This window comes from Sulfitobacter sp. 1A13368, assembly GCF_043557275.1.
Lineage (GTDB): Bacteria > Pseudomonadota > Alphaproteobacteria > Rhodobacterales > Rhodobacteraceae > Sulfitobacter > Sulfitobacter faviae.
This window is the reverse complement of the sequence record NZ_JBIFFR010000002.1, coordinates 147,224-173,249: the sequence shown is the minus strand read 5'-3', so window position 1 is coordinate 173,249 and position 26,026 is coordinate 147,224. Positions and strand designations below refer to the sequence as shown.

The following is a 26,026-nucleotide window of genomic DNA, read 5'->3' as shown; positions in this document are numbered from 1 at the left end:
GATATGCGAAATGACCACCACGGCATTTGGACGCGGTTTTGCGACATGCGGCGCGATTGGTGAAAAATGCCGCAGGGCACGCGGCATTTGCGGGCTTTTGTCGGGGCCGGTCAAAGGTTAGGTAGAGGCCATGATATTCTGGTTTCTCTCTGGCGCGATGGCGCTTGTCGTGGGCGGTCTTCTGGCGCGGGCCGCTTGGCGCGGCGCGGATACGCCCCTGCCCGCTCAGGCGGACTATGATCTGAAGGTCTACCGCGACCAGTTGGATGAGGTTGAGCGCGACGTGGCGCGCGGCATTGTCCCCGAGGCCGACGCCGCCCGCATCCGGACCGAGATTTCGCGCCGGATCCTCGCGGCCGATGCCGCCCGCGATGGTGGCCCGCACACCGCCGCGCGCCCCGCGCCCTTCGTGCTGATCGCCGGGGTCGTGGCCTTGGGCGCCGGGTCTCTGGCGCTTTATTGGCATCTGGGGCAGCCCGGCTATGGCGATCTGGCCCTCGCTGACCGCATCGCCTTTGCCGAGGATATGCGCCGCAACCGTCCCAGCCAGCAAAGCGCGGTGGAAAGCCTGCCCCCCAGCCCCGCCACCGAAGGGCTGAGCGCCGATTACCTCGCCCTGATGCAACAGCTGCGCGCCACGGTCAAAGACCGGCCCGAAGACCTGCAAGGGCAAACCCTTCTGGCGCAGAACGAAGCCCGGATCGGCAATTTCCCCGCCGCTGCCGAGGCGCAGGCCAATGTGTTGCGTCTCAAAGGGGCCGACCGCAGCGCCAAGGATATCGCGGATTATGCCGAACTCTTGGTGCTGGCAGCGGGCGGCTATGTCTCGCCCGAGGCGGAAACCGCCCTGCGCGAGGTGTTGAACCGCGATGAGCAGGATGGCCGGGCGCGCTATTACCTCGGCCTGATGATGGTGCAGACCGGACGGCCCGATGTGGGCTTTCGCATATGGGATGCGCTGCTGCGGCGCGGGCCTGTCGATGCCCCCTGGATCGAGCCGATCCGCGCGCAGATCGCTCAGGTCGCCGCACTTGCCGGGGTGAATTACGAGATGCCGCAGTTTGGCACTGGCAACCCCGCGCGCGGCCCTTCGGCCGAAGACATCGAAGCCGCCTCTGAGATGAGCGCGGATGACCGGATGGAGATGATCGGCGGCATGGTCGCAGGGCTGTCGGACCGTCTCGCCAGCGAAGGTGGCCCGCCGCAGGACTGGGCGCGGCTGATCACATCGCTGGGGGTCTTGGGCGATACCGATCAGGCCCGAGCGGTCTATGATAACGCGCTTGAGGTCTTCTCGGGCGACAATGCGGCGCTGGACATGATCCGCAGCGCCGGGGAACGCGCAGGGGTGGCAGGATGATTTACGACGAAACCGCAGATTTCATCGCCGCCCTGCCCCCGATGCAGGCGCTGATCGGGCTGGACTTGGGTGAGAAAACCATCGGCGTGGCCGTGAGCGATAGTTTCCAATCCGTCGCCACCCCGCTGGAAACCGTGCGGCGCAAGAAGTTCGGCGTCGATGCCGCCCGGCTGACCGAGATCATCGCCGAACGCCGCATCGGCGGGCTGGTTCTGGGGCTGCCGCGCAATATGGATGGCACCGAGGGGCCGCGCTGCCAGTCGACCCGCGCCTTCGCGCGCAACTTCGACCGGCTCAGCCCGCTGCCGATCACCTATTGGGACGAGCGCCTGTCGACCGTGGCCGCCGAACGCGCGCTTCTTGAGGCCGACACCACCCGCAAACGCCGCGCCGAGGTCATCGACCATGTGGCGGCGGGCTATATCCTGCAGGGGCTTCTGGACCGTTTGCAGGTGATGCGCCGTGACTAAGAAGGTCTGGCAACGTGATGAGGTCGAAAGCCCCTGCATCAACATCTGCGTGGTGCATCCCGAAAGCCGTCTCTGCACCGGCTGTCTGCGTTCGATCGACGAGATTGGCCGCTGGTCCGCGATGAGCGCCGAGGAACGCCGCGCTATCATGGCGGAACTGCCCTCACGCGAAAGCGCCCATGCGAAACGGCGCGGGGGCCGGGCGGCGCGACTGGCCCGGCGGCGCGACTAAGGCGGGCTTAGGCGGGCTCAGGCCCCGCGGCGCTGGACGATCTGGTTCAGGAAAATAAGGGCCGCTTCGCCGTGGGTGACATCCTGATGCCCCATCGGGGCCGCGTTGTAGTTGGCGGCAGGCACAGCGGCGCGGGCGAAGGTCAGGCTGGTCTCACGGGTGAACATCCCATCGAAACGAAACGCCCGGCGGCCCCGGCGTGCAGGTTTCCAATAGGCGAGGTCGCTGCCCTGCCCTTTGAGGATGATCGCTTTGGTCCCGCTTCGGCGCATCTCGTCACGTCCCTTGGTTCGGATGATTCTGCGTTTGTTATGGCATTTAGCCCGCAGTTTGTGTCGAGATTGCGGCAATTCAGTGAACATTGTCCGAAATTGGGCAGAAAGAGCCGCATTCCGGCAGGAGTAAGGTCAAAACCGGGTCGTCTCAGCCCCAAAGCGCCTTTCTGAGCATGTTCAGCGCCACCAGCACGAGGAAGACGGCAAAGACCCGCCGCAGCGGTTTGGGGTCCATCGCATGGGCCAGCCGCACGCCCCAAGGCGCGGTGATCAGCGTCATCGCCACGACGATCCCAAAGGCTGCGAGGTTGACCGCGCCGAGGGTCAGCGGCGGGCGGCTCTGCCCGATATCGACAAACAGAAAGGCAATCACCGAAGGCACAGCGATCAAGAGGCCAAAGCCCGCCGCTGTGGCCACGGACTTGTGAATGGGCCGGCCGTGCAATGTCATCAGCGGCACGCCAAAGCTGCCGCCGCCGATCCCCATGAGCACCGACAGAAAGCCCACCATCGGCGACAGGAGCGCGCGTTTGAGGCCGCGCGGCATGGTCTCCCCCAAGCGCCACTCGCTGCGCCCAAAGCCGAGGTACAGGCCCACGCAAAGCGCCAGCCCGCCAAAGATCACCTGTAGCGTCTGGGTCCGCAATTGCGACACCAGCAGCACGCCCAGAATGGCCCCGAGCATGATCCCCGGTGCCCAAGTGCGCAGTATTTCCCAATCCACCGCGCCCTTCTTGTTGTGCGCATGCACCGAACGCGCCGAAGTGACGATGATCGTCGCCAGAGAGGTCGCAAGGCAAATCTGCATCAACTGCGGCCCGCCATAGCCCAGCGATTGCAGAACATAAAAGAACGCCGGGACCAAGACGATGCCCCCGCCGACGCCCAAAAGCCCGGCCAAAATCCCGGCCAAACCGCCGATCAGGGCGAGCAGCACCAGCATCGGCAATAGATCGTTCAATTCTGGCATGAGCCCCTCCCCGGCTGTCGTTGGCTCTATCAAGCCGTTTCGCGCGAAGGGTTCAAGGCGATAACGCCGGGGTTGCACTTTGCCCAAGGCCAGTTAGGTTGCCCGCGACTGTGGGCCCCAAGCGCACCGACCGTTTGCCGCCTGCCCCATATGGCCCCGGCCATTCCATCCGAAAGGACATCTCGTGCTACGTTCAGCGCTCATTCTCGGGTTGCTGGGGCTGGTCGGCCCCTTCGCCATTGATATGTATCTGCCCGCCATGCCTGCCATCGCCGCCAGCTATGGCGCCTCTGAAACGGCGGTTCAGGCGACGATCACCGCCTATTTCATCGCCTTCGGGCTGGGGCAGCTTTTCTACGGCCCTTGGGCCGATCAGGCGGGGCGCAAACTGCCGATCATGGTCGGGCTCGCGCTGTTTCTGGTCGCCTCTTTCGGGGCGGCCTTCGCCCCGTCGATGGCGGCGCTGACCGGTTGGCGCGCCCTGCAAGGGCTGGGCGGCGCGGTGCTGATGGTGGTGCCCCGCGCGATCATCCGCGACCAATATACCGGGACACAGGCGACGCGCTTGATGGCGATGTTGATGCTGGTGATCTCGATCTCGCCCATGCTGGCCCCGCTGGCGGGCAGCGCGGTTCTGGCCTTGGCCGATTGGCGCGCGATCTTCCTAGCCCTTGGCGTGCTGGCGGTTGCCGCGCTGGCACTCACCGCCACCGCACAGCCTGAGACCTTGCCCGCAGAGCGCCGCGTTCGGATCAACCCGCGCAGCCTTTGGCGCGGGGCGAAAGTGCTGCTGAGCGATCCGATCTTCATGGGGCTGACCTTTATCGGCGGCTTCGCCATGGGCTCTTTCTTTGTCTTCATCGCCTTCGCGCCCTTCGTCTATACCGGGCAATACGGGCTGGGGCCGACGGGGTTCTCGCTGGCCTTCGCGGTCAACGCGGTGGGCTTCTTCTCGGCCTCGCAATTGGCGGGATGGCTGGGCGAACGCTGGGGCATGCGCAGCCTCGTCCGGCGCGGGGTCGCGGGCTTCGTGCTCTTCTCCGCCGCGATCTTTGTCACCGCGTTGGTTACCGAGCCGGAGCTCTATCTGGTGATGGCGGGTCTGTTCTGCGCCAATGCCTGCCTTGGCGTGGTGGTGCCGACGGTGATGGTCGTGGCGCTGGATGACCACGGCGATATCGCAGGGCTGGCCTCATCACTGGGCGGCACCTTGCAGATGGTGGCCGGGGGCCTCTCCATCGCGCTGGCAGGACCGTTCTTCGACGGCACCGTCGCGCCGATGTTGGGGGCCATCGCGGCCTGCGGTCTGGTGGCGGCCCTGCTCACGCTGGCGCTGCTGCGGCCCCGCCCTGTGGCTGAGCCCAGCGTCTGACCTTAACCCGCCGCGGCTATGTCCTGCGCCGCGGCGACTTCGGCCAAGGCCGTTTCGACCAGTTCCGGGCCCGCGCCGGGCTTATGCGCCCCTTCGGAAAGGATACGCCGCCACTGCCGCGCACCGGGCCGCCCGGCGAAAAGCCCCAGCATATGCCGGGTGATCTGCCCCAGCCGCCCGCCGCTTGCCAAATGGGCCTCGATATAGGGCAACATCCCCTGCACCGCCGCCTCCGCACTGCTGTCGCCGCCCTGCCCATAGATGCGCCGGTCTGCCGTGGCGAGGATATCCGCGGGCGCGTGGTAGGCGCTGCGCCCAACCATGACGCCATCGAGCCCCGCATCGAGAAAGGCTTCGGCCTGATCGAGCGAGGTGATCCCGCCATTGACCGAGATATGCAGGTTCGGGAACAGCCCCTTCATTCGACGGACGAGGTCATAATCCAGTGGCGGAATATCGCGGTTTTCTTTGGGGCTTAGCCCCTGCAACCACGCCTTGCGGGCATGGATCGTCACACGGGTGCAGCCCGCCGCCACGATCCGCGACAGGAACTCGGGCAGGATCTCTTCGGGGTTCTGATCGTCCACCCCGATGCGGCATTTCACCGTCACCTCGACATCGCAGGCCGCGCGCATCGCGTCGACGCAATCGGCCACCAGCCCCGGCTGCTGCATCAAGACGGCCCCGAATGCGCCCGATTGCACCCTGTCGGAGGGGCAGCCGCAATTAAGGTTGATCTCATCATAGCCCGCCGCGGCCCCCAACCGCGCCGCCTGCGCCAGCTCTTGCGGGTCCGACCCGCCCAGTTGCAATGCAACGGGATGTTCCGCAGGGTCGTAATCCAGCAGATGCAACGCGCCACCACGCACCAAGGCGGGGGCGGTCACCATCTCGGTGTAAAGCAGGGTCTCGCGGCTGAGCAGACGGTGGAGGTAGCGGCAGTGGCGGTCGGTCCAATCCATCATCGGTGCGACGCTTAGCCGTGCTGCTCTTTCAACATTATTTTTCAATAGCTTAACCTCATATCCGAATGAGCTTGATGTAGCACGCTTGGCGTGGATTTCCGGGGGTTTCCCCCGGTTTTCCGGGGTTTTCGATTCAGGATTGCTACCGTCTAGCACATCTGAACTGCCAGAACACCGCCACTTACTCCGCCCGTGTTCGCCCCGCGCGCCGCCTCCCTTGCTTCTCTGTCTGAACCAGGGAAGTCGGGAATCAAACCAAGGAGAATTTTTTCGCGGACGCGCCGACTTGCATTGTAGCGTTGTTGCAACTAACAATTTCGCGCAAAGCAAAAACAGATTTTTAATTACTACTTTCAGACCATTAGGCTCCGCCTATGTGTGGATCGCGCCTTACCGCGGCAGCGTTTCAAAACGTATAATTCGGAGCGTATTCTCCATGAGCAAGCTTACTCAAACCACGCATGTCGAGCTTCGGTCGCGCGTAAAAAAGGCCCTCAAGGATGTCGGGCTCGGGGTGGCATTTATCGGCTTCGCGCTCATGGGGCTTTTCAGGTCCGCCGCAAGGTTCAAAAGACACATTCCCAATTACTCTAACTTCTTAAAAGGATATTCCCATGAAACGGGCACTTCTGACGACTTTGGCCATGATGACCTCCTCTGCCGCATTGGCCGGCTCTTACTGCGAACTGGACGGGTCGGAGATGTTCAGCTGCACCTTTAACGGTGGCGCAAAGGCCGTTGAGGTTTGCGATGCCTTCTGGATGGACGGCGATATGGCCTCTTATGGCTTTTTCCAAACCAGCGGTGAACTCGAGAAGGAAATCATCGTCGACAAAGCCTCCCTGCTTTACAACGAGGGCACGGGCATGGGCACGATGATGAGCGAGTCGGTCACCTTCCAAACCGAAGACGGCTATGGCTACGAGGTATACTGGTGGGCCGAACGGGGCGACGCCGAGGTCGGCGGTGGCCTTACCGTTTATCAGGACGGCAGCGAGATTGCCGGCCTGTCCTGCGATGCGGGGTCTGTTCAGCAAAGCCTTGGTGAGTTCATCATGATGATCGACAATGCGCAGGTCTCCCCATGAGACCTTGGGCTGCGGCCGTGATCGCGGCGGGCCTCGGCTCTGCTGCACAGGCGCAGGGGGTGTGTTCGGGCGAGGTGGTGTTTCAATGCGCCACCAACGCGCCCGAGGCGGAGCGGGAGCAGATTACTGTTTGTCAGTCTGATGCGCGGTTTGAAATGGTGCGGCACCACTTGGCCTCCGGTGAGCTGCGCTATGACGTTCCTCTGACCGCCGATGGGGCGCTGACCCACTACACTTTTGGCTGGCTCGACGAGGAAACGCTCAAGGTCGAACTGGGCTTTTGGGACGAACCCTACGCCATGCCGCGCATTCTTCATATGGCGGTGCCGTGGAACGAAGAGGAAGACGAACAGCGGCTTGATCTTCCTGCCGAAGCCTGGTTGCAAACCGCTGATTGGCAGATGCCGATTGAACAGGAACTGTGCCTGCCGCAAACCGTCTACGCCGACCTCGCCACGATGGAGCTCGGGTTTGTGGATCGCGGGCATGTGGGCTTGTTTTTCTCGGGTGATGAAATCGTGCCGACCCCAGAGACAGTCGGTCGCGCACGCGTGCAGACCGATACAACGGTACCTGTCTACCAGTGGAGCAGCCCCAATGCCGCAACACCCGTGTGGTGGCAGCTATATAACGGTGACGAAGTTGAGGTGCTGGCCGTGCATGGCGCTTTTCGCGCGGTGGCGATCCCGATCGGCGTTAGCGAATGCGTAATCCGTCCTGAAGACATGGGGCATGCCTACAACGGCCCCTGTGCCACGGCCTGGGTGGATCAGCAGTATCTACAGATGATCCAGTAACGGATCGCCGAAGCTTTAATCTACGACACAGACATAACACATGGCAGTTTCAATTTTGAGCGCAGTGGGGGAAAGATGCGGAAAACTATGACAATTGCAGCTGTGCGGGCTGCGAGCCAAGCCGCTGCGTTTTGCGACGAAGGCATTCTGGAAACCGATGTGCTTTGTGTGACCGAAGAGGCAGAAGAAATTAAACTCTGCCGCACGGTCCACCCGATGACCGAGATGGAGATGTTGACCCTTAACGTAGATCCGGCGATCTCTAAGGGACCACACAGCGAGGTGGCACGGGATATTCCCTTTGCGATGACACTCGGGACAGGTGGCTACCCTTGGGACAGTTATAGTCTGACTTTCTTGGACGAGAGCGGACACGCCGTGCTCAACCTGCGCCGTGCCATTGATGCCGTGGATAACAGTCACGTTGAAATCTCGCTCGACCTATTCGGACGGGGGGCCGAACCGCAGCGCACTTTAACCTGTATGGTGCCCGCCCTGCGCGCTGAAATTGACGCTCTGCTGACGACACGCGGCATTGCGCCAAATGGCGCGCGCACCGGCCCTTCCGCAGACAGCCGCCCCTTCTACATCCCGCGGCAAAGACTGCCTGGAGATACGCCTTATGGCGGCTATGCTTGCCGCGAAGTCGGTCTGGTCGAAAGTAAGGAAGGCTCTGACGCGGGTCAAATTGCGCTTTACACCGCCGCCTTTGAGGACGCCGCGATCATGGGGTATCTCGGCCCCTACGACGCCATGGGAGCCTTCGAGTGCTGGAATGAAAACGGTTTCAGCGGCATCGTCTGGCCCGATAGGGACAAGCGCGGCGATGACCTTCCGTGGTCCATGCTCGATTTCGACGCACGTCTTGTCGCCTGCGGCCTGAACGAGGCTAACTGGCCACCGAATGTTGCCTATGACGGCAAGTGCTCCAGCGCATGGGTGACGTCCGGTTCGGTTGCAGGTTTTGGCGGCTGACGCAGCTTCAACTTTATGGTTCCACCTGCCGATCATGCACTTTGGCACCGCATTACGCACCTGCAGTGAATGTCGGCAAACCGCCCTTCCTACATGAGGGAGCGCCGACGCGAACGGCCCTAAACCGACCTCCCAAGATAGCCCGGATGCCGCCTTAGCAACTGCAAGCGGACATTGATCCGTGCCAATACTCTTCCAGAGGATGTGACGGGCTGACGTGCAGGTTAGCCAGCGAACGAGGGTGTCAAACTTGCATAATCTGACATCCATGTCGCGAACAGCTATCAAGTACCGATGCTGAAAAACGTGCCCCTGTCACGATCACATCAAAGTCCCAAGCGTGACCCATCTGGAAAGGCAGGTCCAAGCCGTTCTTCGTGCTGTCCACCACCAGAATGCTCTTCTTCCCACAGCCGGCAATGGCCTTGCGGGCGGACATTTCGTCGGCGTTGTAATCCAGTACCTCGCCCTCTTCGGAAAGGCCGCCGCAGCTGAACACCGCGTAATCAACCCGATACCGTGAGAAGAAATTGAGCGCTGACGTGCCGATCATATCCAAATCGCGCATTCTTACGGTTCCGCCTGCCAGTTCAACAGCAACGCCAGGGGCTTGTTGCAGGGCGCAGACAGCGTGAATGCTGTTGGACGCGACGAAAAGGTCTTTATGCGAAGCCAAGAACCGCGCGCAGGCTTCTACCGTTGTGCCGGTGCCCAAGGCCACCCGTGCGCCATCGGGAATAAGACCCTTTACCGCTAATGCGATGCGCTGCTTTTCCTGTCGCGCGATGCCTTCGCGGGGCAGATAGCCGATGTTCTCACTCTGCTGGCGCAGCCGGGCATAGCCGTTGCGGCGCTGGACAAGTCCCGCTTCGTCAAGATCGCGCAGGTCGGCTCGTATGGTTTGTACCGAAACCGAAAGCTCGGACGAAAGCTCGGCTGCCGACAGCGTTTCGCGCTTGGAGAGTAGGGCAATAATCTCGTCTCTTCTCTGGGTAATATCCCGTCGCACGGTCATTTCCTTCGAAAAATAATCATATTTTTCAAATAGGTTAGGAAATGAACTCAGGCCCCGCAATATAAATAAAAGTTTCAAATAACCGTTACAAAACTGTCAGAAAACTCAGGGATAAGGCTCTCGCGAACTGCTTTCGTTCGAAAGTAAAAACCCCAGGAGAGTTCCATGAAATCCTTCGTTACATCCACCGCTTTCGCGCTTTTGGCCAGCACGGCCATGGCCGATACGATCACCCTCTACACATCGCAGCCGAATGCGGATGCGCAGCGGACGGTGGACGCATTTATGGCTGCCAACCCTGGCACCGAAGTTGATTGGGTCCGCGACGGCACAACCAAACTGATGGCCCGCCTGCGCGCCGAGATCGAAGCGGGAAACCCGCAGCCCGATGTCCTACTTATCGCCGATACTGTGACGCTGGAGGGCATGGCGCAGGAGGGTCTGTTGACCGCCTATCAATCGCCCGAAGCCGGTGACTATGACGCGGCGCTGCATTCTGCCGAAGGCTATTACCACTCGACCAAATTGATCACCACCGGGATCGTTTACAACACAGGTGTCGAGACCGCGCCGACCTCGTGGACCGACCTCTCGGACGAAGCCATCAAAGGGCAAATCGCGATGCCCTCTCCGCTTTATTCCGGTGCCGCGCTGATCCACCTTGCCACGCTGACCGGCGATGAGACTTTGGGCTGGGAGTATTACGAAAACCTCGCCGCAAATGAGGCCCGCGCGCAGGGTGGCAACGGCGGCACGTTCAAAGCCGTGGCTTCGGGTGAGAAGCCTTATGGCATGGTCGTCGACTTCCTTGCGATCCGCAACAAGGCTGAAGGCTCCCCGGTTGATTTCGTCTTTCCCGAAGAGGGCGTCTCCTATGTGACCGAGCCGGTGGCGATCATGTCTTCTGCCAAGAACGTCGAAGGTGCCGAGAAATTCGTCGACTTCCTGCTCAGCACTGAAGGCCAAGAACTGGTTCTGGACATGGGTTATATCCCTGCCCGTAACGGCATGGGCGTACCCGAAGGGTTCCCCGCCCGCGAAGACATCAAACTGATGGCCTTCGATCCTGCCGAGGCCCTCGCAAATGCCGACACCAACAAGGCCAAATTCGCAGAGCTTTTCGGCGCTGAATGATGAGTGCCGCACAACAAACTGGAGGCAGCCGGACCGAGGCCCGGCTGCTCTCTGCCATTCTGATTGTCGCCATCTGTCTGACGCTTGCGCCGGTCCTGCGCCTTTTTGTCGAGGGTGTCACGGATCAAGGCAGCCCCAGTCTGACCCTTATGCGCGATGTACTGGCGCAACCCTCGACCCTAAGTGCGCTTAAGCATTCGCTGGTCACGGCGGGTTTTGGCACTTTGGTGTCGCTGGTGCTTGGCGCGGCCTTTGCCTTTCTGGTGGCGCTGACAGACCTGCGGGCCAAGGCGGCTTTGGTCTTTTGCCTGATGATCCCGATGATGATCCCGCCGCAGATCACTGCACTGTCATGGACCCAGATCATGGGGCCATCTTCGGTCTTGCTAAAGACATTGGGCATTGCCCCCCCGCTTGGCGCGCCCCAGCCACTTTACTCGCCCGAGGGCATCATCCTGTTGCTGGGCATCCAGCATATGTCGATCATCTTCCTGACCCTTCGCGCGGGCCTGCGATCCATCCCGCAAGATGTGGTAGAGGCCGCCCGGATCAGCGGTGCCAGAGGGCTGCGCACATGGTGGCAGGTCGTCATGCCCCTGACCTTGCCCAGTCTCGCGGCGGGCACGGCAATCACCTTTGTCACCGCGCTTGGCAATTTTGGCATTCCCGCGATGTTGGGCATTCCTGCAGGCTATGCGACGCTGCCGACGCTGGTCTATCAAAAGCTGGCTGGCATGGGCACGACCGTTCTGGCCGAGGTTTCAGTTCTGGCCATGCTGATCGGGGTGGTCGCCGTTGCGGGCATCTTGCTGCAGCGCCTATGCCAGTCTCGTCAGAGATTGCATCTTGTGGGCAGCACCTCCCGCCCGCTGGCCCTGCCCTTGGGCGCGGCCCGCCTACCGGTTGAGATACTTCTATGGGCCGTGGTCTTTGCCATCCTCGTCCTGCCGATGTTCGGCCTTTTGGCGACGTCACTCGTGCCTGCCTATGGCGTGACCCTGCGCTTTGATACTGTGACGCTTGCATCTTGGTACGAAGTCCTGTTCCGCCAACCTGTCACTTCGCGTGCCTTTGCCAACTCCTTTGGGCTGGCCGCAGGCGCCTCTGCGGTTTTGGCGGCAATCTGCCTGCCTCTTGCGTGGCTGATGGAGCGACGCAAAACGCGGCTCGCGCGGCTGTTCGACAGCCTGCTCGATCTGCCCTACGCCCTGCCGGGTGTTGTCCTATCGATCGCGATGATCCTGCTGCTGATCAAGCTGCCTTTCACCGAAGCCACGCTTTATGGCACCATTTGGATCATCTTTCTGGCCTATCTCGCGCGGTTCTTCGCGGTGATGTTCCGCCCGGTTCAGGCAAGCCTGAAACAGTTCGATCCTGCTATGGATGAGGCCGCGCAATCGGTCGGTGCCTCGCTCTACAGGCGGCTACGCGATGTGATCTTTCCGCTTTCGGCCCCAGCGGCAGCGGCGGGGGCGATTCTTGTGTTTCTCACCGCGTTTAACGAACTCACGGTTTCCGCGCTCTTGTGGTCCTCGGGCACCGAGACATTGGGCGTGGTGATTTTCAACCTCGATGACAGTGGCGAAACCGGCATGGCCAGCGCCTTGGCAATGACCATCGTCTTTGTGGTCATCGTCCTTATGGCGCTAATCCAGCTGTTTTCCCGCCGCTTCCCAAAAGGAGTTGTCCCATGGCAGACATAAACCTGTCTTCGGTCAGCAAGACATTCGCAGGCACCCCTGCCCTACAAGACATCACAACCCGGTTCGACGACGGCGAATTTATCGCACTTTTGGGGCCGTCGGGCTGTGGCAAGACCACCCTTCTGCGCATCTTGGCGGGGTTCGAGACGCCCAGCAGCGGTCAACTCCGCATTGGCAGCCGCGAAATGGCCAATGCTCAAACAGGGGTGAACCTGCCGCCCGAAGAGCGCAACATCGGGTTTGTGTTTCAATCCTACGCGCTTTGGCCGCATATGTCGGTGCGGCGGAATGTGTCCTACCCGCTTGAAATCCGCAGGTTCTCCAAGTCCGAGGTAGCAAAACACACCGATGCGGCCCTCGCCTCGACGGGGCTTGAGAATTACGCTGATCGCATGCCCTCTGACCTTTCGGGCGGACAACGGCAACGGGTGGCTTTGGCACGCTGCCTTGTCTCTGATCCCTGTGCCGTGCTGCTGGATGAGCCTTTGGCCAACCTTGATGTGGCGTTGCGGGCCACGATGCAGGGCGTCTTTACCGATTTTCACAAGCGCACCGGGGCCACAATGGTCTATGTCACTCATGACCAGGCCGAAGCCATGGCGATGGCCGATCGGATCGCCGTGATGGATCAGGGCCGCATTCAGCAGTTCGACACGCCGCAAACCCTCTATGAACGGCCTAGAAACCGCTTTGTTGCTGAATTCGTCGGGCGCGGCACCGTGGTGCCGGTGCAAGAGGTCACGCAGGCCGGAGAGGCCCGTCAGGCGCGGATACTGGGCGCCGAAGTTGCGGTTCAGTCCGCAAGGGCTGAGACGCGGGTCAGCCATGTCTGCTTGCGCCCCGAAAACCTGACCATCTCGGAGAGTGGCGATCTGCGGAGCAAGGTCGCGCGGGTCACCTATATGGGCGGAAAATACTTGCTGGAAACGGTGACCGACTGCGGTGCGCGCCTGTTTGCAGAAACCCGCGCCCGCTTTGACGTCGGCGCACAACTGGGCCTGACAATCACCACCCCTTGGGCCTTTTCAGAGGATTAAATGCAAAGCATACGACTACTTTCCGGCATCGGGGACAAAGGCCCCGCGTGCATGCAATTGACCGTGAATAACCGGATATGGCTGCTTGATTGCGGTTTCGGCCCCGAAGCCAACGCGCATTTCGATCCCGCGTGGCTTGAAGGGGCTGAGGCGGTGTTCATCACCCATGATCACATTGATCACATCGGTGGCGCGTCGCATGCGGTTGAAGCAGGTCTGCCCATCTATGCCACAGCGCAAACGGCCAAAGCCCTGCCGCCCGCGGCCAATGTGCATCTGCTGCCCGAACAGGGTCAGACGGCGATCAACGACGTGACCCTCACCACCGGGCGCAATGGCCATGCGATGGGCGGCGTCTGGTTCCACTTCGATCTGGGCGAAGGGCTGTTCTATTCTGGCGACTGGTCGGAGGAATCCGATTGGTTCACCTTTGATGTGCCACCCCCTGCGGCGACCGCGATTTTGGACTGCTCTTATCACCTTGATGATGTGCCACAGTCGGATCGGTTCGACGCGCTGAATGCCTTGCTCGACAGAGTTAACGGTCAGGTCCTTTTGCCCGTCCCCCCCTCTGGCCGCGCGGGCGAGATGGCGCTGCATCTTGTGCGGCGCTACGGCTGCGAAAGCGTGATGTTGGACCCTGAATGCCAAGATACGCTGCGCGCTGCACTCAGCAGCGGTGGTGTGAGTGCCGAGGCCCGCCTCATCGCCCCGCTGTTGGACCGCGGCCCGATGGAGCAGGCGCGGTTCTTGATCTGTGACACACCCAACGCCGACGGCGGTGCTGCTTGGGGCTATGTGCGGGCTTGGCATGAAAGCGGGCGTCTGGGGCGCGACGCGCATGTCGTGTTCACAGGCCATATGACGGCACATGCACGGGGCATCTGCAGCGTCCCGGGCGGATATTTTCAGCGTTGGAATGTCCACCCACCGCTGCGCGATCAGCGCAAGATGCTGGAACGCCTCGGTGCAAGACGCTTTGCGCCCGCGTTTTGCACCCAGCCCGAAGATTACCTCGTCGAAGGGCTCGACGCCGAGGTATTCTTTCACGATCGGGTGCGCCTATGACCGCCGCAGCTATGCCATCGCGCAGCTTTTGCCTGATCCGCCACGGCGAGACGACCGCCAATGCAGACGAGATCATCGCCGGGGTAACCGATGTGCTGCTGACCGAGCTGGGCCGCCATCAAGCCTGCTTGCTATCACAAAGAATATGGCCAGAACCGATTGCGATCTACGCCAGTCCGATGTCTCGGGCGCAGGATACGGCGCGGCTCGCCTTTCCGGGTCAGCGAATTGAGTTGCACGACGGGTTGCGTGAGCGAGACTGGGGCGTCTTCGAAGGGCGACCGCTGAGCGATCAGCCCCTCAGGGAAGCCACTCCGGACCGAGGCGAAAGCTGGCCCGATATGCTCAAGCGGGTACAGATCGCGATAAGGGAGATCTGCGCAGCATCTCCGACGGCCTTGCCGGTCCTTGTATGTCACTCCGGTGTCATCCGCGCCGCACGCGTGCTCTGGACAACGGGTGATGTTGGCCAACGTCCGCCCAATGCGACCCCCCTCCTATTCGAAATCGCCGAGAATAAACTACTGGAGCAAACCCTATGACCCAAACCGCAGCGACCCCATGTGTGGTTTTTGATGTCGATGGCACCCTTGCTGAGTTCGACGCAGAGCGTCTAGGCCATCTTGTGCATGGCGTGGAAAAACACTGGGGTAACTTCCACCTCGCAATGGCAGATGCCGCACTGATTGGCCCGGTCGCAAAGTTGATGCGACGGTTAAAAGAAAGCGGTGAAACCATTCTAATTTGCTCCGGACGGCCAAAGGGCTGGGCTGAACATACGATTGCATGGCTGCGCAAACACGATCTGCCTTTCGACGGGATATACCTGCGCGCCGAAGATCAGGATGAAGCCACCGACCCCGAAGTGAAACGACGCGCATTGAAAGAAATGCAGGCGGATGGCTTCAAGCCTTGGCTGGTGATCGATGATCGTAGCTCTGTGGTCGAGGCATGGCGCGCTGAAGGGTTGATATGTCTGCAATGCGCTCCGGGGAACTTTTAGAGTTAGGTCAAAAGATGCTACTCAATTGGCCTTTAACGGACTTCGAGTCGGTTCTTGCAATTTGGTCGACGCAGGAGCGAGACCGGCTGAATGACCTGTCGCTATGCTAATGCTCTTGCTTGACGCAACGAACGATTGCTGTCTGACCATCAGGTGCATTGGCGCTTTAAGGCCCAAACCGGCCCTTGCCGATGTAGTCAAGCGATGTGTTGCAGCTTCACCAGACCGGCCATTCGTCTATGGTGCAGCACTTTCTGATGGTCGGGGGCGGGCGTGATCGAACGAGCCCATCGGACATCCGCATAGCGTCGAGCTTGGCCGATCCCGACCCGCGCCGTAGACTGCCGCGCATGGGATATGTGACGTCGCTCTTTGCTCGCAAGATTGTCGCCGCGGCAGGCGATGGCATCAATGCCAGCGAGATGCTGTCCTCGGTCGGGATCGACCCGGAGAGCGCCTGGGACAGCGGGCAGATGATCCCGGCCGAACGCAACTACGACATGCTTGAGCGCATGACGAATACGGCGCGCTGGGGCTCGCCTTCAAGGCGGCGACAACGCTCGGCGCATCCTACGCGCGGATCGAGCGCTATGCCCGGCTCTGGACCAGCGTAGTCGAGTATGAACTGCGCGAGGCGAAGGGCGGTACGCTCTTCATCCTGAACCGGGCGGGCGACAGACGCCTCGGGATGCGGCTGTCGAACGAAGCAACGCTTGCGAGCGCCGTGTCGATCGCCCGGCAGGTCAGCCCGGAGCCGGTCTTGCCCGAGATAGTGCTGGTGCGACATGCCGCCCGCAATCCGTCGCCGCGCACGAGAATTGGTTCGGCTGCCCGGTCCGGTTCGGCGCGGATCTCGACGCGATCCTCTACGCAAACGAAACGCTGGATCGGTCGAACGTCCTCGGTGACGAGGGGATCTCTCGCTATCTCATTTCGCATCTCGATGTGAAGCTATCCCGGATTTCGAACGCGCCCGATCTGGTGAGCCGCTCGAAAGATGCCATCGCCCAGGCGCTGAGCGAGGGCACACCGAAAATGGCCGAGATCGCGCGCGGACTTGGCTTTTCCGCGCGCTCCTTCCAGCGCCGCCTCTCCGAGCACGGGATGAGCTACCACGCCATGACCGACGAGACGCGCCGCGATCTGGCCGAAGGGCTCCTACGGGACGAGCGCCATTCGCTGGCAGAAATCGCCTTTCTGACGGGCTTTTCCGAGCAGAGCGCCTTCACCCGCGCCTTCAAGCGCTGGATGGGGACAACGCCGGCGAGCTACCGCAAGGATCGCCTTTTACCCTGAGCTGCTCTTGGCGCTGCTGCTCTTCGGGCCGACGGCGCTGCCCCAGGCCCAGCCCGTATGACGAGAAGTGGAAGACAATATGGCCGATCAACCGACCCTGCGCCTGCTCTGCGGCCGGATCGCCTCAGGCAAGTCCACGCTGGCGACTGAGCTTGGTCACGGTCCCAGGACGGTGGTGATCCGCGAGGACGACTGGCTCCAAGCGCTCTACGGTGCGGACTTGACGTCGATGCGCAACTACATGCGCAGGGCCGGCCGGTTTCGTGGGGACGTTGGGCCGCATGTCGCGGACCTGCTGACAGCGGGTGTCTCAGTGGTCCTCGACTTCTAGGCGAACACCGTCGAGGCGCGAGGCTGGCTGCGCGGCCTCCTCATGGGGACGAATGCCGCGCATGTGCTTCACGTGCTCGATGTGCCGGAAGAGGTCTGCCTCGAGCGGCTCAGGGCGCGAAACAAGGAGGGCCTGCATCCCTTCGCTGTGACCGAGGATCAGTTCCGGCAGGTCTCGCGCCATTTCGTGCCACCAGCGCCGGAAGAGGGTTTCGTGATCAAGATCCATCCGGCCCCGGCCCGGTAAGCGTCCGGGGCCAGTGCCCCAAGGGTCAGGCGGCGACCCGCTTGCCGAGCGTTTCCTGGCGGACCCGCAGGAGCGCTACACTGACGGCCACGAACCAGGCGATGGCGCCAAGACCGAAGACGGCACCAATAATATCGCCAAGCGGCGGCAGAATGGTCAAGAGCCCTGCAGCACCGCTGAGGACGCCGATCCCGGCGGTGACGCGGCCGAGGGTGCCACCCTTCAGCGCCGCGAGACTGACCGCCAGAATCCAAGCGCCGCCGGCGATCTCGTTGCCGCCGCCAAGGCCCAATTCGACGGCGTGCAGGGTCTGCCACAGGGAGGCTGCAGCTCCGAGGTCGTCGGTCAGAGCACAGGTCTGTACGACGGCGACATTGGCGATCATCCCGGCGCCGAGGACGAGCGTGGCCCAGATCACGCCGAGTGTTCCGGTCAGGACAGCGGCGTCGGACCGCGCGACGGCGATCTGCTGGCGGAGTGCGACGACGAGCACCGCGAGCGCAAGCGCGTTCACGATGTAGATCACGGTATTCCAGGCGATCATCACGCCCGGGCGTTCCGCGATGAAGGCGACGACGGCGGCGGTGTCGACGTCGCCCGAGCCGAAGCCCAGAGGGGCGAGCACGGTGACAATCATGACGAAGCCGACAAGGTAGGTCGCGGCGCAGATTAGGGCGGCAAGACCGCCGGCTTTTCGGAGGGTCATGGACGGTGTCCTTTCGGGTGGTCTGCCGCATCGGCGAGGCGGGCGAAATGGTCGGAGAGGCGCCGCGTCCCGAAGCGGGGCGCGACCATGTCCATGCCGAGCGCGGTCAGGAAGAAGCGCGCGGGGCCGCTCATGCGGCGCGGCAGGATCGGCAGAACGGCACGCGCGGCGCGGCGCAGGATGTCCGGAAGATGGGTGATGCGCGGCTCGGTCCCCAGCGCGGCAAAGGCCGCAAGCGCAAGTCCGTTCTGCGTCATCACGTCGGGGCCGCCGATCTCGGCCCACCCCCGGCCGGCATCGGTTGCGTCTGCGATGGCTTCGGCCAAATCGGCGCCGTCGATGGGGTTGAGGCGCTGCGATCCATCGCCGAACAACCAGACACGGCCCTGCCCCGCCATCGCGAAGATCCCGCCCATGTCCGAGAAATACCCAACGCGGTCAGGCCGGCGTAGGCGAAGGCGAGGGTCTGGGTCATCGGCCCGCCCTCACCGCCACCGAAAGATGCGCGCCAGGCGGGAGCACCGCTCTTCAGGCGTCTGATCCATCGGCAGGCCGATATCGCCCCAGAGGTGCCGCGGCGGATAGGTGGACCGCCATGACGGCTGGCGCGGCCCGCCCGTCAGAAAGTGGTGCAGGCCGGTCATGCGCGTGTGAATGTCGTGCATCGCCCCCTCCCTCAATTGACAACCGCGTGGCCACGGCCGCGCAGACAGTTCAATACGATTGTTTCGCGCGCCTCACTCGCCTCGGACGCACCCATCGCGGCGCCGGCCAGTGCGCCGGCAACAGCCCCGCCGAGCGCATCGCCATCGTTGTCCGCTTCGCCCAGGGCTCCGCCGATCCCGGCGCCAATGGCGGCTGAGGCCATCGTCTCGTGATCGAGCTGCTTCTGGTTGCGTGCGAGACTCCGGCAGTCGGACAGGTCGCTCTGGAACTGCGCGTTCGGCGCGCCGTCGAGGAGCGGATCCACATTCGTGCCCATGTCGGCACAGGCGCCCAAAAGTCCTGTCAGGCAAAGCGGGGCAATCATCATCGGTTTCATATCTTGTTTCCTTCGACCGTGTGTTGTGTCGAGGGAGGGTCTACGCGTTCGTGACGGTCGGCGGCATGACCGCAGCGATCAACCGATTGACCGCTGGTATCAATCGGCAAGCCAGGCGGTCGGGCTTGTCCCGGTCCAGCGCTGAAAAGCTCGCACGAAGGCCGATGCCTCCGAGAAGCCCAGCAGGTAGGCCGCCTCGCCCACCGAGACTTTCCGCGCGCTGAGGTAATCCATCGCCATCCGGCGGCGCAGGTCGTCGTGGACCTGCGCGAAGGTGATCCCCTCGTCCTTCAGACGGCGGTAAAGGGTTTGTCGACTCATGCCCAGATCGCGCGCGATGTGGTCCATCGACAGCGTGCCTTCGTGCAAGTCGGCCAGCATCCGCGTCTCGACGGCCGCGCGCACGGTGTCCTGCGTCGCAAGCTCCTCCAGCAGCCCGTCGGCATGACGCGTGAAGACGCCAAAGACATACTCCTTGCCCCCGTCGAAGGCCTCGTTGAGCCAGACCGGATTGATACGCAGCGCATTGCGCGCGGCGCGGAAGGTCACCGGCACTCGGAACAGATCGGGGTAGCGGTTGGCATGGGGCGGCGGCGCGTATGTCACCTCCAGTGCCTGCTCGAAGGGGTGTTCGGGGGCCGAGCGGCGGAATTCGGAGATGAACCGCGCAAAGCTCGCCTCCGTCGCCATCCAGCTTCCATCGCAGGGGCGGTGATCGATCAGCCAGACCGCGCCGCCTTCGCGCGCGATTCCGAAGCGGTCCTGCCTACCGGGGATCGGAACATCCGCCATGAGCCGCGCGTAACGATTGAGCTGACCGAGGCTGTGCGGAAAGGAAGATGAGGCATGCACGATCTGCCCGACGATGGACATGGTCTCCAGCCGGGTTTCCAGCACGTGGCGCAGAAGCAGCGACGTATCACCCACAGCATCGATCCCCGCGGCAATGAGGGCCTGATAGGCGGAAACGGGAATGCGCGTGTCCTGATCGCCGAGCGCGTCTTCGGAGAGTTCTGCCGCCGCAAGCAGGCCCGCGCGCGGCGCACCCTCGGCCACGGCATAGTCGAGAAAGGCCGAGGCGAACCCGGCGGCCATGGTCTGATCCGACATGTGTCTGTCCTCCGGGGTCAAGATCCTGATGCGCCCGGTCATGCCGTTGCCGAACCGGCGGCTGCAGAATGTCCGAAGACATTATCTAAGGACAACCCTTATTCTGCGCCCCATGATTTCTCTGATCGTCATCGTCATTGGTCTCTTTGCCATCGGCTTCACATCGCTGATGTGGATCACGCGGGTGCCGCCGCAGGTTCCCGCCACGGTTTTAGACGACCCTGCGCTGCCCCCGGCTTCATGGTGAGGGCGTCCTGCTGCATGGCCGCTTCGCCGAAGCGGAAGGCGCACCGCTCGCCGTTGTGCTACATGACGGTCCGGGCGGCGACCATCGGTCTCTGCTGGCGCTGGAGGCGCTAAGCGACACCTACCGCGTCCTTTTCTACGACCAGCGCGGCGCGGGCCTGTCGGAGCGGGTGACAGAAGCGCGGCAGGGCATGGCGGATCACCTTGCCGATCTTGATGCGCTGATCACCGCGCAGGGCGACGGCCCCGTTCTGCTGATCGGCCATTCTTGGGGCGCGATGCTGGCCACGGCTTACCTCGGCCATCGCCCCGAGGTGGTCTCCCGCGCCGTCCTGATCGAGCCCGGTTTTCTTGACGCGGAGGGCCTGACCTCTTTCGAGGCCCGGCGCGCCGCGCTCTCGCGCAGCCCGCGTGTGGTCTGGGCCGGTCTTCTGGCAGGGTTCCGCGCGCGCGGCGTGACCGGGGATGCAGAAGCGGCGCGGGACAGCATCGTCGGAACAGTCGTTCATGCCTTCGCCAACCATCCGGCGAACCCCTACCACTGCCCGGGGCAGACCTACGACACCCCCGCATGGCGTTTCGGCAGCTGCGCCAGCGACGCCTTCTAGAGCGACCCGGCCGCAGCGCTCGGCGCCATCGCGCCTGGCCTCGCCTTCTCCGGTCCGATCCTGATCCTTGCCGGCGGTTGCAACGACTGGACCGGCGCGCCGCTTCAGGCCCGGCACATCGGACTTTTTCCGGACGCACGACTGGAGGTGATCGAAGGCGCGGGACATGACACGGTCTGGGACCAGCCCGAGGAGACAATCGTTGCGATCAGGTCTTTTCCCGCCCCTTCTCTTAGGGCGCTGGACCAGTGAGAGGAGGCTGCGCCATGTCACCTCAGACCTTTGCATTTCATGGTGTAGGTGACGACTGGTAAATTCCGGATCTGGACGACCGCTGCGAGGCTTTATTAGGCGCTACCAAGACCAAGCGTCTCGCTTTTGGAGCATGGTTGCGCGCGACACGACCGCCCCACTCCGGCTGTCCAAAGAGACCTTCGATGCGGCACCGCGCGTCACCGAAGAAGCCATCTATCTTCGCCGCAGCGCTTTCAAGTGAACGATCCCTTCGGCAATCGATTAAGCATCGTAGCTTCCCTGAAGCGGTCGTTCGGGACAGGATATTGGTTTGAAACAAATCAATCTGTCTTCGGCGCTGCCGCCGATCCGGCGAGCAGGCCGCCGTCGATATTGAGTTCGGCCCCGGTCATATAGGCCGCCTCATCCGAGGCCAGCATGACGGCGAGGGCGGCGACCTCTTCGGGATCGCCGAACCGGCGCAGCGGTGTGTCGGCCACAAAGGCTGCCATGCGCGCTTCTCGGTCCGGGCCGGTGCCCAGCATCGGCTCCCACATCGGTGTCAGGACGCCCCCGGGGTGGATCGAGTTGCAGCGGATGTTCAACCGTTGCTCGGCGCAATAGAGGGCAACCGACTTCGTGTGGTTGCGCACGGCGGCCTTGGACGACGCATAGGCCGCCGCGGCTGGGATTCCTACGAGTCCCGAGCGGGAGGAAATATTGATGATTGACCCCGCGCCCCGGGGGCGCATCGCCCGGATCGCGTAGCGGCATCCCAGGAAGGTCCCGTCGAGATTGACCGCATGCACCGCCCGCCAGTCTTCCAGGCTGGCAGTCTCGGGGTCGTGTGGGCTCAGGACCTCCTCGAAACCGGTTATGCCAGCGTTGTTTACCACCACGTCGCTCTGGGACCAGCTCTCGGCCAGCGCCTCCCAGTCCTGCTCGGATGCCACGTCGAGGCGCATCGCCTCTCCACCGATCTCGCGGGCGACATCCGCGGCGCTGCCTTCGTCCTTGTCGGTCACGACGACGGTCGCGCCCTCCCGGGCGAAGGCGCGCGCGATCGCGGCCCCGATGCCGCGCCCCGCGCCGGTGATGATGCAGGTCTTGTTGTTCAGGCGGGCCATGGTGTTCCTTTCAGTTCAGGTCGTAGTCAGCCTGCGGGACCGTCAACTGGCATAGTCCGCAGGCAGCTTATTGAGAGCAAACAAGCGAAGGATGAGTCTGGACCACTCCAACGGGAAATGCTCAGTCGGACAGGCACAGCTTGTTGCCGTCGAGGTCTCTCACATAGGCCGAGAACTTCGGGCCACGCTGGTTGGGCGCGCCTTCGCAGGTGCCGCCAAGCTCCAGCGCCCGGCTGTGCATCCTTTCGACATCTTCCTTGCCACCGACGCAGAAGCCCACCATCGTGCCATTCCCGTTGGTCGCCGGCTTTTCGTCAAAGGGTCTTGCAACGGCGAAGGCAAAATCCTCGCCAAGCCAATATGTCCTGCGGTCCGAGGGTGACATGCTCTGTAGGCTCATGCCTTCGAAAAGAGCGTCGTAGAAGGCCTTGGATGCGTGCATGTCGTTTGTTCCGACGACAAAGTAGTTCATTTTCACAATAGTCTCTCCGATAAAATTTGTGGTTCCGACGCTCGCTTTCCTGCGAGACTATCACACCACTACGACATTGCCGCGTTTACGACCGGTCTCGACATAGGCGTGCGCCTCGATCAGGTCGGCCAGCGGGTAGACCCGGTCCATGACCGGGGCGAGGCGCTCCTGGTCAATCTGGGCCAGGATCTCGGACAGCATGATCCGCAGGCGCTGAGGCTTCTCAAGGCCCGCGGCCGCGAACAACGCTCGTTTCCGCCCCACGAGGCGCGAAAGCAGGATTGCGGGTAAGCGCCCCAGCGTCAGCACCGGGCAGAGGTAATGCCCCGCCTCGGCAAGCGCAGGTTTGGCGGCCGAAAAGGACGCAACGCCTACCGTGTCGAAGATCAAGTTGTATCCGGCGCCGCGCTGCAAAGCCTCCTCGCCGTTGTAGTCTATCACGCAGGTGGCCCCGAGGGACGCGACACGGTCGGCGTTGCGAGCGCTACTAGTGGCCGTCACCTCTGCGCCCATGTTGGCCGCGATCTGCACCGCGGCGCTGCCCAAACTGCCGGCCCCACCGAGGATCAAGACGCGGTCGCCGCTTCGGACCTGACCGAGGTTGCACAGGTAGTGCCATGAGGTCAGCACACCGTCGCACGGAACCGCCGCATCCTCATGCGGCAGGCTGTCGGGCTTGGGCATCAGAACCCCGCCCTCGTCGAGGCAGATGTGGCTGGCATTTGCTCCGAAGCGCATCCCGGCCTCGCCGAAAACCATATCACCCGGTGCAAAGCGGCTGACCTTGTCACCGATCGCGATTACCTCGCCCGAGAGGCCAGTGCCGGACAGACCGTTCCGCGGACGCCGCAGACCAAGGAAAGGACGGGCAAACAGAGGCTCGCCCTTGCGCATCATGCCGTCGGCGCGGGTGACGGCAGAAGCGTGGATGCGGATCATCACCTCTGACGGGCCAGGTTCGGCCAGTGGAAGCGTGACGGGGGTGAGGACGTCGGGGCGGCCATAGCGCGAAATCTGCCAGGCAGAGCGGGTCGCGGTCATGGGGTCTCCTTGGTCCTGAGGTTTCCATCGGAATAAAGGTTTCAATTCGTTCCGTGCAGGGCCTATTATGACCCAACGTGGTTCAAAAACGTTCCGGATGACCCATGGACTGGAAATCCCTCCCCGCCTTCCTTGCCGTCGCGCGACACGGTTCGCTCAGGTCCGCGGCCGAGCAACTGGGCGGCACCCATGCAACCCTGCGCCGCCAAGTCGAGGCGCTTGAGGCACAGCTCGGCACGCAGCTCTTCCGGCGCGGCGCGGAAGGCCTGTCTCTGACGGCAGCCGGACGGCGGCTGCTGCCGCAGGCGCTCGAAGCCGAAGCGGCATTGCTCAAGGGGTTCAACGCGGTGCAGGGGCTCGACCGCGAGGCTGCGGGGCGCATCCGGCTGTCGGCCGATCCGATGACAGCGCATTACCTGCTGGCGCCGGTGCTGGCCGAATTTGCCGCGCTCTATCCTGAGATCGAAATCGAGCTGCGGCTTGCCTATACGCTCGACTCGATCGCTCGGAATGAGACTGACGTCTCGATCCGCCACGCCGCGGCGATCGAGGACGACGCGGTGGGGCGCAAGCTCTTTCCACTGTCGATCGGCGTGGTGGCGTCGCGGGACTACATCGACCGGGTGCTACCTGCGGCAGGCAGCAAAGGGCGCGGTCTAAGCTGGATCGGTTACGGGGACGTGCCCGAGCTTTCTACCATGATCGCAGAATCCGCCTTCCCGGAGGCGCGCGTCCGCCACTCTGTGCCCGACCCAGAAATGCATCTGCACTTGGTCCGCGCCAGCGCGGGGATGACCTTCCTTGCGACCTGGGTCACGGCGGTCTTCCCCGAGCTACAACGCGTTCCCGGCACCGAACTCGACCAGCGGCGTTCGACCTGGGTTCTCCTGCACAGCGATCTGCGCCGGGTGCGCCGGGTCCGGCTCTTCGTCGACTACCTTTGCAGCGCGCTCCAGGAACGACGCGCGGCATTTCTGGGATCTTGAACTGATCGACTTCCCGTTAAGACCGGGACACATGGTCAGACCGCTATCGAGACGAAACAGACCTTGATCCAGATCGTTCAACGCGGCTTACCTACAGTTGGAATAAACCTAAGGCATTCACCACCTCGCGTTTTGTCGCCTCGGTTCGCTCACGGGCCCGTTCCGTGCCCTCTTTGATTACCTCAAGAACGTATCCCCGGTCCTCGGAGAGTTGTGCCCTGCGCTCACGAATTGGGGCAATGAGGTCTTGGAGAATAGCTTCCAGACGCGCCTTGATCGTGCCATCGCCAAGTCCTCCACGCTGATACTGTGTCTTGAGTTCGGCAAGCTCGTGCTGGTCCTGATCGAAGGCATCGAGATAGGCAAAGACGACATTGCCTTCGATGCAGCCCGGGTCTTCGACACGCAGGTGGCTCGGATCGGTGAACATTGCCCGAACAGCGCTTCGGATCTGCTCTGGCGATGCGGACAGCGCAATGGCGTTTCCGCTGGATTTCGACATTTTCGCCTTACCGTCGATACCGGGCAACCGACCCGCTTTGGGGATGATTGCCCGAGCCTCGGGCAGCACGAGGCAACCTGCGACTGCATTAATGCGCCGCACAATTTCGTTCGTTTGCTCGATGAGCGGGGCCTGGTCTTTGCCGACCGGAACGACAGTTGCCTTGAAAGCCGTGATATCCGCAGCCTGTGCCGCTGGATAACAGAGAAACCCGGCGGGAATATCGCGCCCGAACCCACGCGCGCGGATTTCATCCTTGATCGTCGGGTTGCGTTCGAGCCGCGCGACCGTGACAAAGTTCAGGTAGAGCATCGACAGTTCGGCCAGCGCTGGAATTTGCGATTGCAGGCAGATGGCCGTGCGCCCGGGGTCAATGCCAACGGCCAGATAGTCAAGCGCGACCTCGATCACGTGACGACGCACTTTCTCTGGATCATGCGCGTTGTCTGTCAGGGCCTGGGAATCCGCCAGCAGAAGGAATTGTTCATGACAGTCCTGATAGCGCAGCCGGTTTGAAAGTGAGCCTGCATAGTGCCCGATGTGAAGCGGTCCCGTCGTCCGATCGCCTGTCAGGATGGTTGGTCTGTTCATTTTGCGTGTTCTCATGAATGGAGA

32 protein-coding genes and 1 pseudogene are annotated in these 26,026 nt (G+C 62.5%); 20 read left to right on the top strand and 13 right to left on the bottom strand.

The genetic code is table 11. The features are described 5' to 3' along the window. Nucleotides 1-130: 130 nt before the first annotated feature. Genes ccmI through ACGYK4_RS04385 form a run of 3 tightly spaced genes read left to right on the top strand, consistent with a single transcriptional unit; the run spans nt 131 to nt 2,062 of the window. Nucleotides 131-1,360 carry a c-type cytochrome biogenesis protein CcmI gene (gene ccmI / locus ACGYK4_RS04395; RefSeq protein WP_394455283.1) on the top strand — a complete coding sequence of 410 codons (1,230 nt, stop codon included), beginning with the start codon at nt 131-133 and terminating at the stop codon, nt 1,358-1,360. Further along, the gene (ruvX, locus tag ACGYK4_RS04390; RefSeq protein WP_067264722.1) at nt 1,357-1,830 is read left to right on the top strand and encodes a Holliday junction resolvase RuvX; all 474 of its coding nucleotides are present in this window, start codon (nt 1,357-1,359) and stop codon (nt 1,828-1,830) included. Before ccmI ends, ruvX begins: the two co-directional genes overlap by 4 nt. Beyond that, nucleotides 1,823-2,062 (top strand): DUF1289 domain-containing protein, encoded by a 240-nt coding sequence (locus ACGYK4_RS04385; protein WP_067264719.1) that lies wholly within the window; start codon nt 1,823-1,825, stop codon nt 2,060-2,062. The genes ruvX and ACGYK4_RS04385 overlap by 8 nt, the downstream gene beginning before the upstream one ends. Before the next feature lie 17 nt (nt 2,063-2,079). On the opposite strand, the gene ACGYK4_RS04380 is transcribed toward ACGYK4_RS04385, so the two are convergent. Next, nucleotides 2,080-2,334, bottom strand: coding sequence for a hypothetical protein (locus ACGYK4_RS04380; protein WP_394455282.1), 255 nt, complete (start codon nt 2,332-2,334; stop codon nt 2,080-2,082). Nucleotides 2,335-2,485: 151 nt separating this feature from the next. After that, entirely contained in the window at nt 2,486-3,307 is an 822-nt protein-coding gene (locus ACGYK4_RS04375) for a sulfite exporter TauE/SafE family protein (RefSeq protein ID WP_394455280.1), read from the bottom strand. Nucleotides 3,308-3,491: 184 nt separating this feature from the next. Here ACGYK4_RS04375 and ACGYK4_RS04370 point away from each other — a divergent pair, with 184 nt between their 5' ends. Then, nucleotides 3,492-4,679: a multidrug effflux MFS transporter gene (locus ACGYK4_RS04370; RefSeq protein WP_394455279.1), complete on the top strand. Its 1,188-nt coding sequence runs from the start codon at nt 3,492-3,494 to the stop codon at nt 4,677-4,679. Between the two features lie 2 nt (nt 4,680-4,681). Here ACGYK4_RS04370 and dusA read toward each other — a convergent pair whose 3' ends face one another. Continuing rightward, nucleotides 4,682-5,689, bottom strand: a complete 1,008-nt coding sequence (gene dusA, locus ACGYK4_RS04365) for a tRNA dihydrouridine(20/20a) synthase DusA (RefSeq protein ID WP_394455278.1) — start codon at nt 5,687-5,689, stop codon at nt 4,682-4,684. Nucleotides 5,690-6,258: 569 nt separating this feature from the next. Here dusA and ACGYK4_RS04360 point away from each other — a divergent pair. The 3 genes from ACGYK4_RS04360 (at nt 6,259) to ACGYK4_RS04350 (ending at nt 8,504) form a co-directional block, all read left to right on the top strand. Beyond that, nucleotides 6,259-6,732 carry a hypothetical protein gene (locus ACGYK4_RS04360; RefSeq protein WP_394455277.1) on the top strand — a complete coding sequence of 158 codons (474 nt, stop codon included), beginning with the start codon at nt 6,259-6,261 and terminating at the stop codon, nt 6,730-6,732. After that, on the top strand, nt 6,729-7,529 hold the full coding sequence (locus ACGYK4_RS04355; RefSeq protein WP_394455276.1) for a hypothetical protein: 801 nt from the start codon (nt 6,729-6,731) through the stop codon (nt 7,527-7,529). Before ACGYK4_RS04360 ends, ACGYK4_RS04355 begins: the two co-directional genes overlap by 4 nt. Before the next feature lie 87 nt (nt 7,530-7,616). After that, nucleotides 7,617-8,504 (top strand): hypothetical protein, encoded by an 888-nt coding sequence (locus tag ACGYK4_RS04350; protein WP_394455274.1) that lies wholly within the window; start codon nt 7,617-7,619, stop codon nt 8,502-8,504. Nucleotides 8,505-8,748: 244 nt separating this feature from the next. On the opposite strand, the gene ACGYK4_RS04345 is transcribed toward ACGYK4_RS04350, so the two are convergent. Further along, on the bottom strand, nt 8,749-9,519 hold the full coding sequence (locus tag ACGYK4_RS04345) for a DeoR/GlpR family DNA-binding transcription regulator (protein WP_394455767.1): 771 nt from the start codon (nt 9,517-9,519) through the stop codon (nt 8,749-8,751). A gap of 165 nt (nt 9,520-9,684) precedes the next feature. Here ACGYK4_RS04345 and ACGYK4_RS04340 point away from each other — a divergent pair, with 165 nt between their 5' ends. The 10 genes and pseudogenes from ACGYK4_RS04340 to ACGYK4_RS04295 all read left to right on the top strand — a co-directional run bounded on the left by ACGYK4_RS04340 (nt 9,685) and on the right by ACGYK4_RS04295 (nt 17,337). Beyond that, nucleotides 9,685-10,653 carry an ABC transporter substrate-binding protein gene (locus ACGYK4_RS04340; protein WP_209218632.1) on the top strand — a complete coding sequence of 323 codons (969 nt, stop codon included), beginning with the start codon at nt 9,685-9,687 and terminating at the stop codon, nt 10,651-10,653. Beyond that, on the top strand, nt 10,653-12,356 hold the full coding sequence (locus ACGYK4_RS04335) for an ABC transporter permease (RefSeq protein WP_394455272.1): 1,704 nt from the start codon (nt 10,653-10,655) through the stop codon (nt 12,354-12,356). Before ACGYK4_RS04340 ends, ACGYK4_RS04335 begins: the two co-directional genes overlap by 1 nt. Continuing rightward, nucleotides 12,344-13,393, top strand: coding sequence for an ABC transporter ATP-binding protein (locus ACGYK4_RS04330; protein ID WP_394455270.1), 1,050 nt, complete (start codon nt 12,344-12,346; stop codon nt 13,391-13,393). Before ACGYK4_RS04335 ends, ACGYK4_RS04330 begins: the two co-directional genes overlap by 13 nt. A 51-nt stretch (nt 13,394-13,444) precedes the next feature. Continuing rightward, nucleotides 13,445-14,461, top strand: a complete 1,017-nt coding sequence (locus ACGYK4_RS04325) for an MBL fold metallo-hydrolase (protein ID WP_394455269.1) — start codon at nt 13,445-13,447, stop codon at nt 14,459-14,461. Beyond that, entirely contained in the window at nt 14,458-15,003 is a 546-nt protein-coding gene (locus tag ACGYK4_RS04320) for a histidine phosphatase family protein (RefSeq protein WP_394455267.1), read from the top strand. Before ACGYK4_RS04325 ends, ACGYK4_RS04320 begins: the two co-directional genes overlap by 4 nt. After that, nucleotides 15,000-15,464, top strand: a complete 465-nt coding sequence (locus ACGYK4_RS04315) for an HAD family acid phosphatase (RefSeq protein ID WP_394455266.1) — start codon at nt 15,000-15,002, stop codon at nt 15,462-15,464. Before ACGYK4_RS04320 ends, ACGYK4_RS04315 begins: the two co-directional genes overlap by 4 nt. A 350-nt stretch (nt 15,465-15,814) precedes the next feature. Beyond that, nucleotides 15,815-16,078 (top strand): hypothetical protein, encoded by a 264-nt coding sequence (locus ACGYK4_RS04310; RefSeq protein ID WP_394432873.1) that lies wholly within the window; start codon nt 15,815-15,817, stop codon nt 16,076-16,078. After that, complete coding sequence (locus ACGYK4_RS04305) at nt 15,994-16,413, top strand: AraC family transcriptional regulator ligand-binding domain-containing protein (RefSeq protein WP_394455765.1); 420 nt, start codon at nt 15,994-15,996, stop codon at nt 16,411-16,413. The genes ACGYK4_RS04310 and ACGYK4_RS04305 overlap by 85 nt, the downstream gene beginning before the upstream one ends. Beyond that, complete coding sequence (locus tag ACGYK4_RS04300) at nt 16,410-16,760, top strand: helix-turn-helix domain-containing protein (RefSeq protein ID WP_394455265.1); 351 nt, start codon at nt 16,410-16,412, stop codon at nt 16,758-16,760. The genes ACGYK4_RS04305 and ACGYK4_RS04300 overlap by 4 nt, the downstream gene beginning before the upstream one ends. Before the next feature lie 79 nt (nt 16,761-16,839). Next, a pseudogene (locus tag ACGYK4_RS04295) lies at nt 16,840-17,337 on the top strand (AAA family ATPase). A gap of 25 nt (nt 17,338-17,362) precedes the next feature. On the opposite strand, the gene ACGYK4_RS04290 reads toward ACGYK4_RS04295, so the two are convergent. The 5 genes from ACGYK4_RS04290 to ACGYK4_RS04270 form a co-directional block, all read right to left on the bottom strand. Then, nucleotides 17,363-18,043 carry a hypothetical protein gene (locus ACGYK4_RS04290; protein WP_394432871.1) on the bottom strand — a complete coding sequence of 227 codons (681 nt, stop codon included), beginning with the start codon at nt 18,041-18,043 and terminating at the stop codon, nt 17,363-17,365. Then, entirely contained in the window at nt 18,040-18,459 is a 420-nt protein-coding gene (locus ACGYK4_RS04285) for a hypothetical protein (RefSeq protein WP_394432869.1), read from the bottom strand. Before ACGYK4_RS04285 ends, ACGYK4_RS04290 begins: the two co-directional genes overlap by 4 nt. Nucleotides 18,460-18,528: 69 nt before the next feature. Further along, nucleotides 18,529-18,708 (bottom strand): hypothetical protein, encoded by a 180-nt coding sequence (locus tag ACGYK4_RS04280; RefSeq protein WP_394455263.1) that lies wholly within the window; start codon nt 18,706-18,708, stop codon nt 18,529-18,531. A gap of 11 nt (nt 18,709-18,719) precedes the next feature. Next, on the bottom strand, nt 18,720-19,085 hold the full coding sequence (locus ACGYK4_RS04275) for a glycine zipper family protein (RefSeq protein WP_394455261.1): 366 nt from the start codon (nt 19,083-19,085) through the stop codon (nt 18,720-18,722). Nucleotides 19,086-19,184: 99 nt separating this feature from the next. Further along, nucleotides 19,185-20,195 (bottom strand): AraC family transcriptional regulator ligand-binding domain-containing protein, encoded by a 1,011-nt coding sequence (locus ACGYK4_RS04270; RefSeq protein ID WP_394455260.1) that lies wholly within the window; start codon nt 20,193-20,195, stop codon nt 19,185-19,187. A gap of 28 nt (nt 20,196-20,223) precedes the next feature. Here ACGYK4_RS04270 and ACGYK4_RS04265 point away from each other — a divergent pair, with 28 nt between their 5' ends. Together ACGYK4_RS04265 and ACGYK4_RS04260 are read left to right on the top strand one after the other, a co-directional pair. After that, entirely contained in the window at nt 20,224-20,442 is a 219-nt protein-coding gene (locus tag ACGYK4_RS04265; RefSeq protein WP_394455258.1) for a hypothetical protein, read from the top strand. 55 nt (nt 20,443-20,497) lie between these two features. Next, nucleotides 20,498-21,049 (top strand): alpha/beta fold hydrolase, encoded by a 552-nt coding sequence (locus ACGYK4_RS04260; RefSeq protein ID WP_394455257.1) that lies wholly within the window; start codon nt 20,498-20,500, stop codon nt 21,047-21,049. Nucleotides 21,050-21,624: 575 nt separating this feature from the next. On the opposite strand, the gene ACGYK4_RS04255 is transcribed toward ACGYK4_RS04260, so the two are convergent. The 3 genes from ACGYK4_RS04255 to ACGYK4_RS04245 all read right to left on the bottom strand — a co-directional run bounded on the left by ACGYK4_RS04255 (nt 21,625) and on the right by ACGYK4_RS04245 (nt 23,923). Beyond that, on the bottom strand, nt 21,625-22,410 hold the full coding sequence (locus tag ACGYK4_RS04255; RefSeq protein WP_394455255.1) for an SDR family NAD(P)-dependent oxidoreductase: 786 nt from the start codon (nt 22,408-22,410) through the stop codon (nt 21,625-21,627). Nucleotides 22,411-22,531: 121 nt separating this feature from the next. Next, complete coding sequence (locus ACGYK4_RS04250) at nt 22,532-22,882, bottom strand: VOC family protein (protein ID WP_394455764.1); 351 nt, start codon at nt 22,880-22,882, stop codon at nt 22,532-22,534. 60 nt (nt 22,883-22,942) lie between these two features. Then, nucleotides 22,943-23,923, bottom strand: a complete 981-nt coding sequence (locus tag ACGYK4_RS04245) for an NAD(P)-dependent alcohol dehydrogenase (RefSeq protein WP_394455253.1) — start codon at nt 23,921-23,923, stop codon at nt 22,943-22,945. Between the two features lie 104 nt (nt 23,924-24,027). Between ACGYK4_RS04245 and ACGYK4_RS04240 the strand changes: the two genes are divergently transcribed. Further along, on the top strand, nt 24,028-24,909 hold the full coding sequence (locus ACGYK4_RS04240) for a LysR family transcriptional regulator (RefSeq protein ID WP_394455250.1): 882 nt from the start codon (nt 24,028-24,030) through the stop codon (nt 24,907-24,909). 91 nt (nt 24,910-25,000) lie between these two features. On the opposite strand, the gene trpS is transcribed toward ACGYK4_RS04240, so the two are convergent. Further along, nucleotides 25,001-26,002 (bottom strand): tryptophan--tRNA ligase, encoded by a 1,002-nt coding sequence (trpS, locus tag ACGYK4_RS04235; RefSeq protein WP_394455762.1) that lies wholly within the window; start codon nt 26,000-26,002, stop codon nt 25,001-25,003. Between the last annotated feature and the right edge of the window lie 24 nt (nt 26,003-26,026).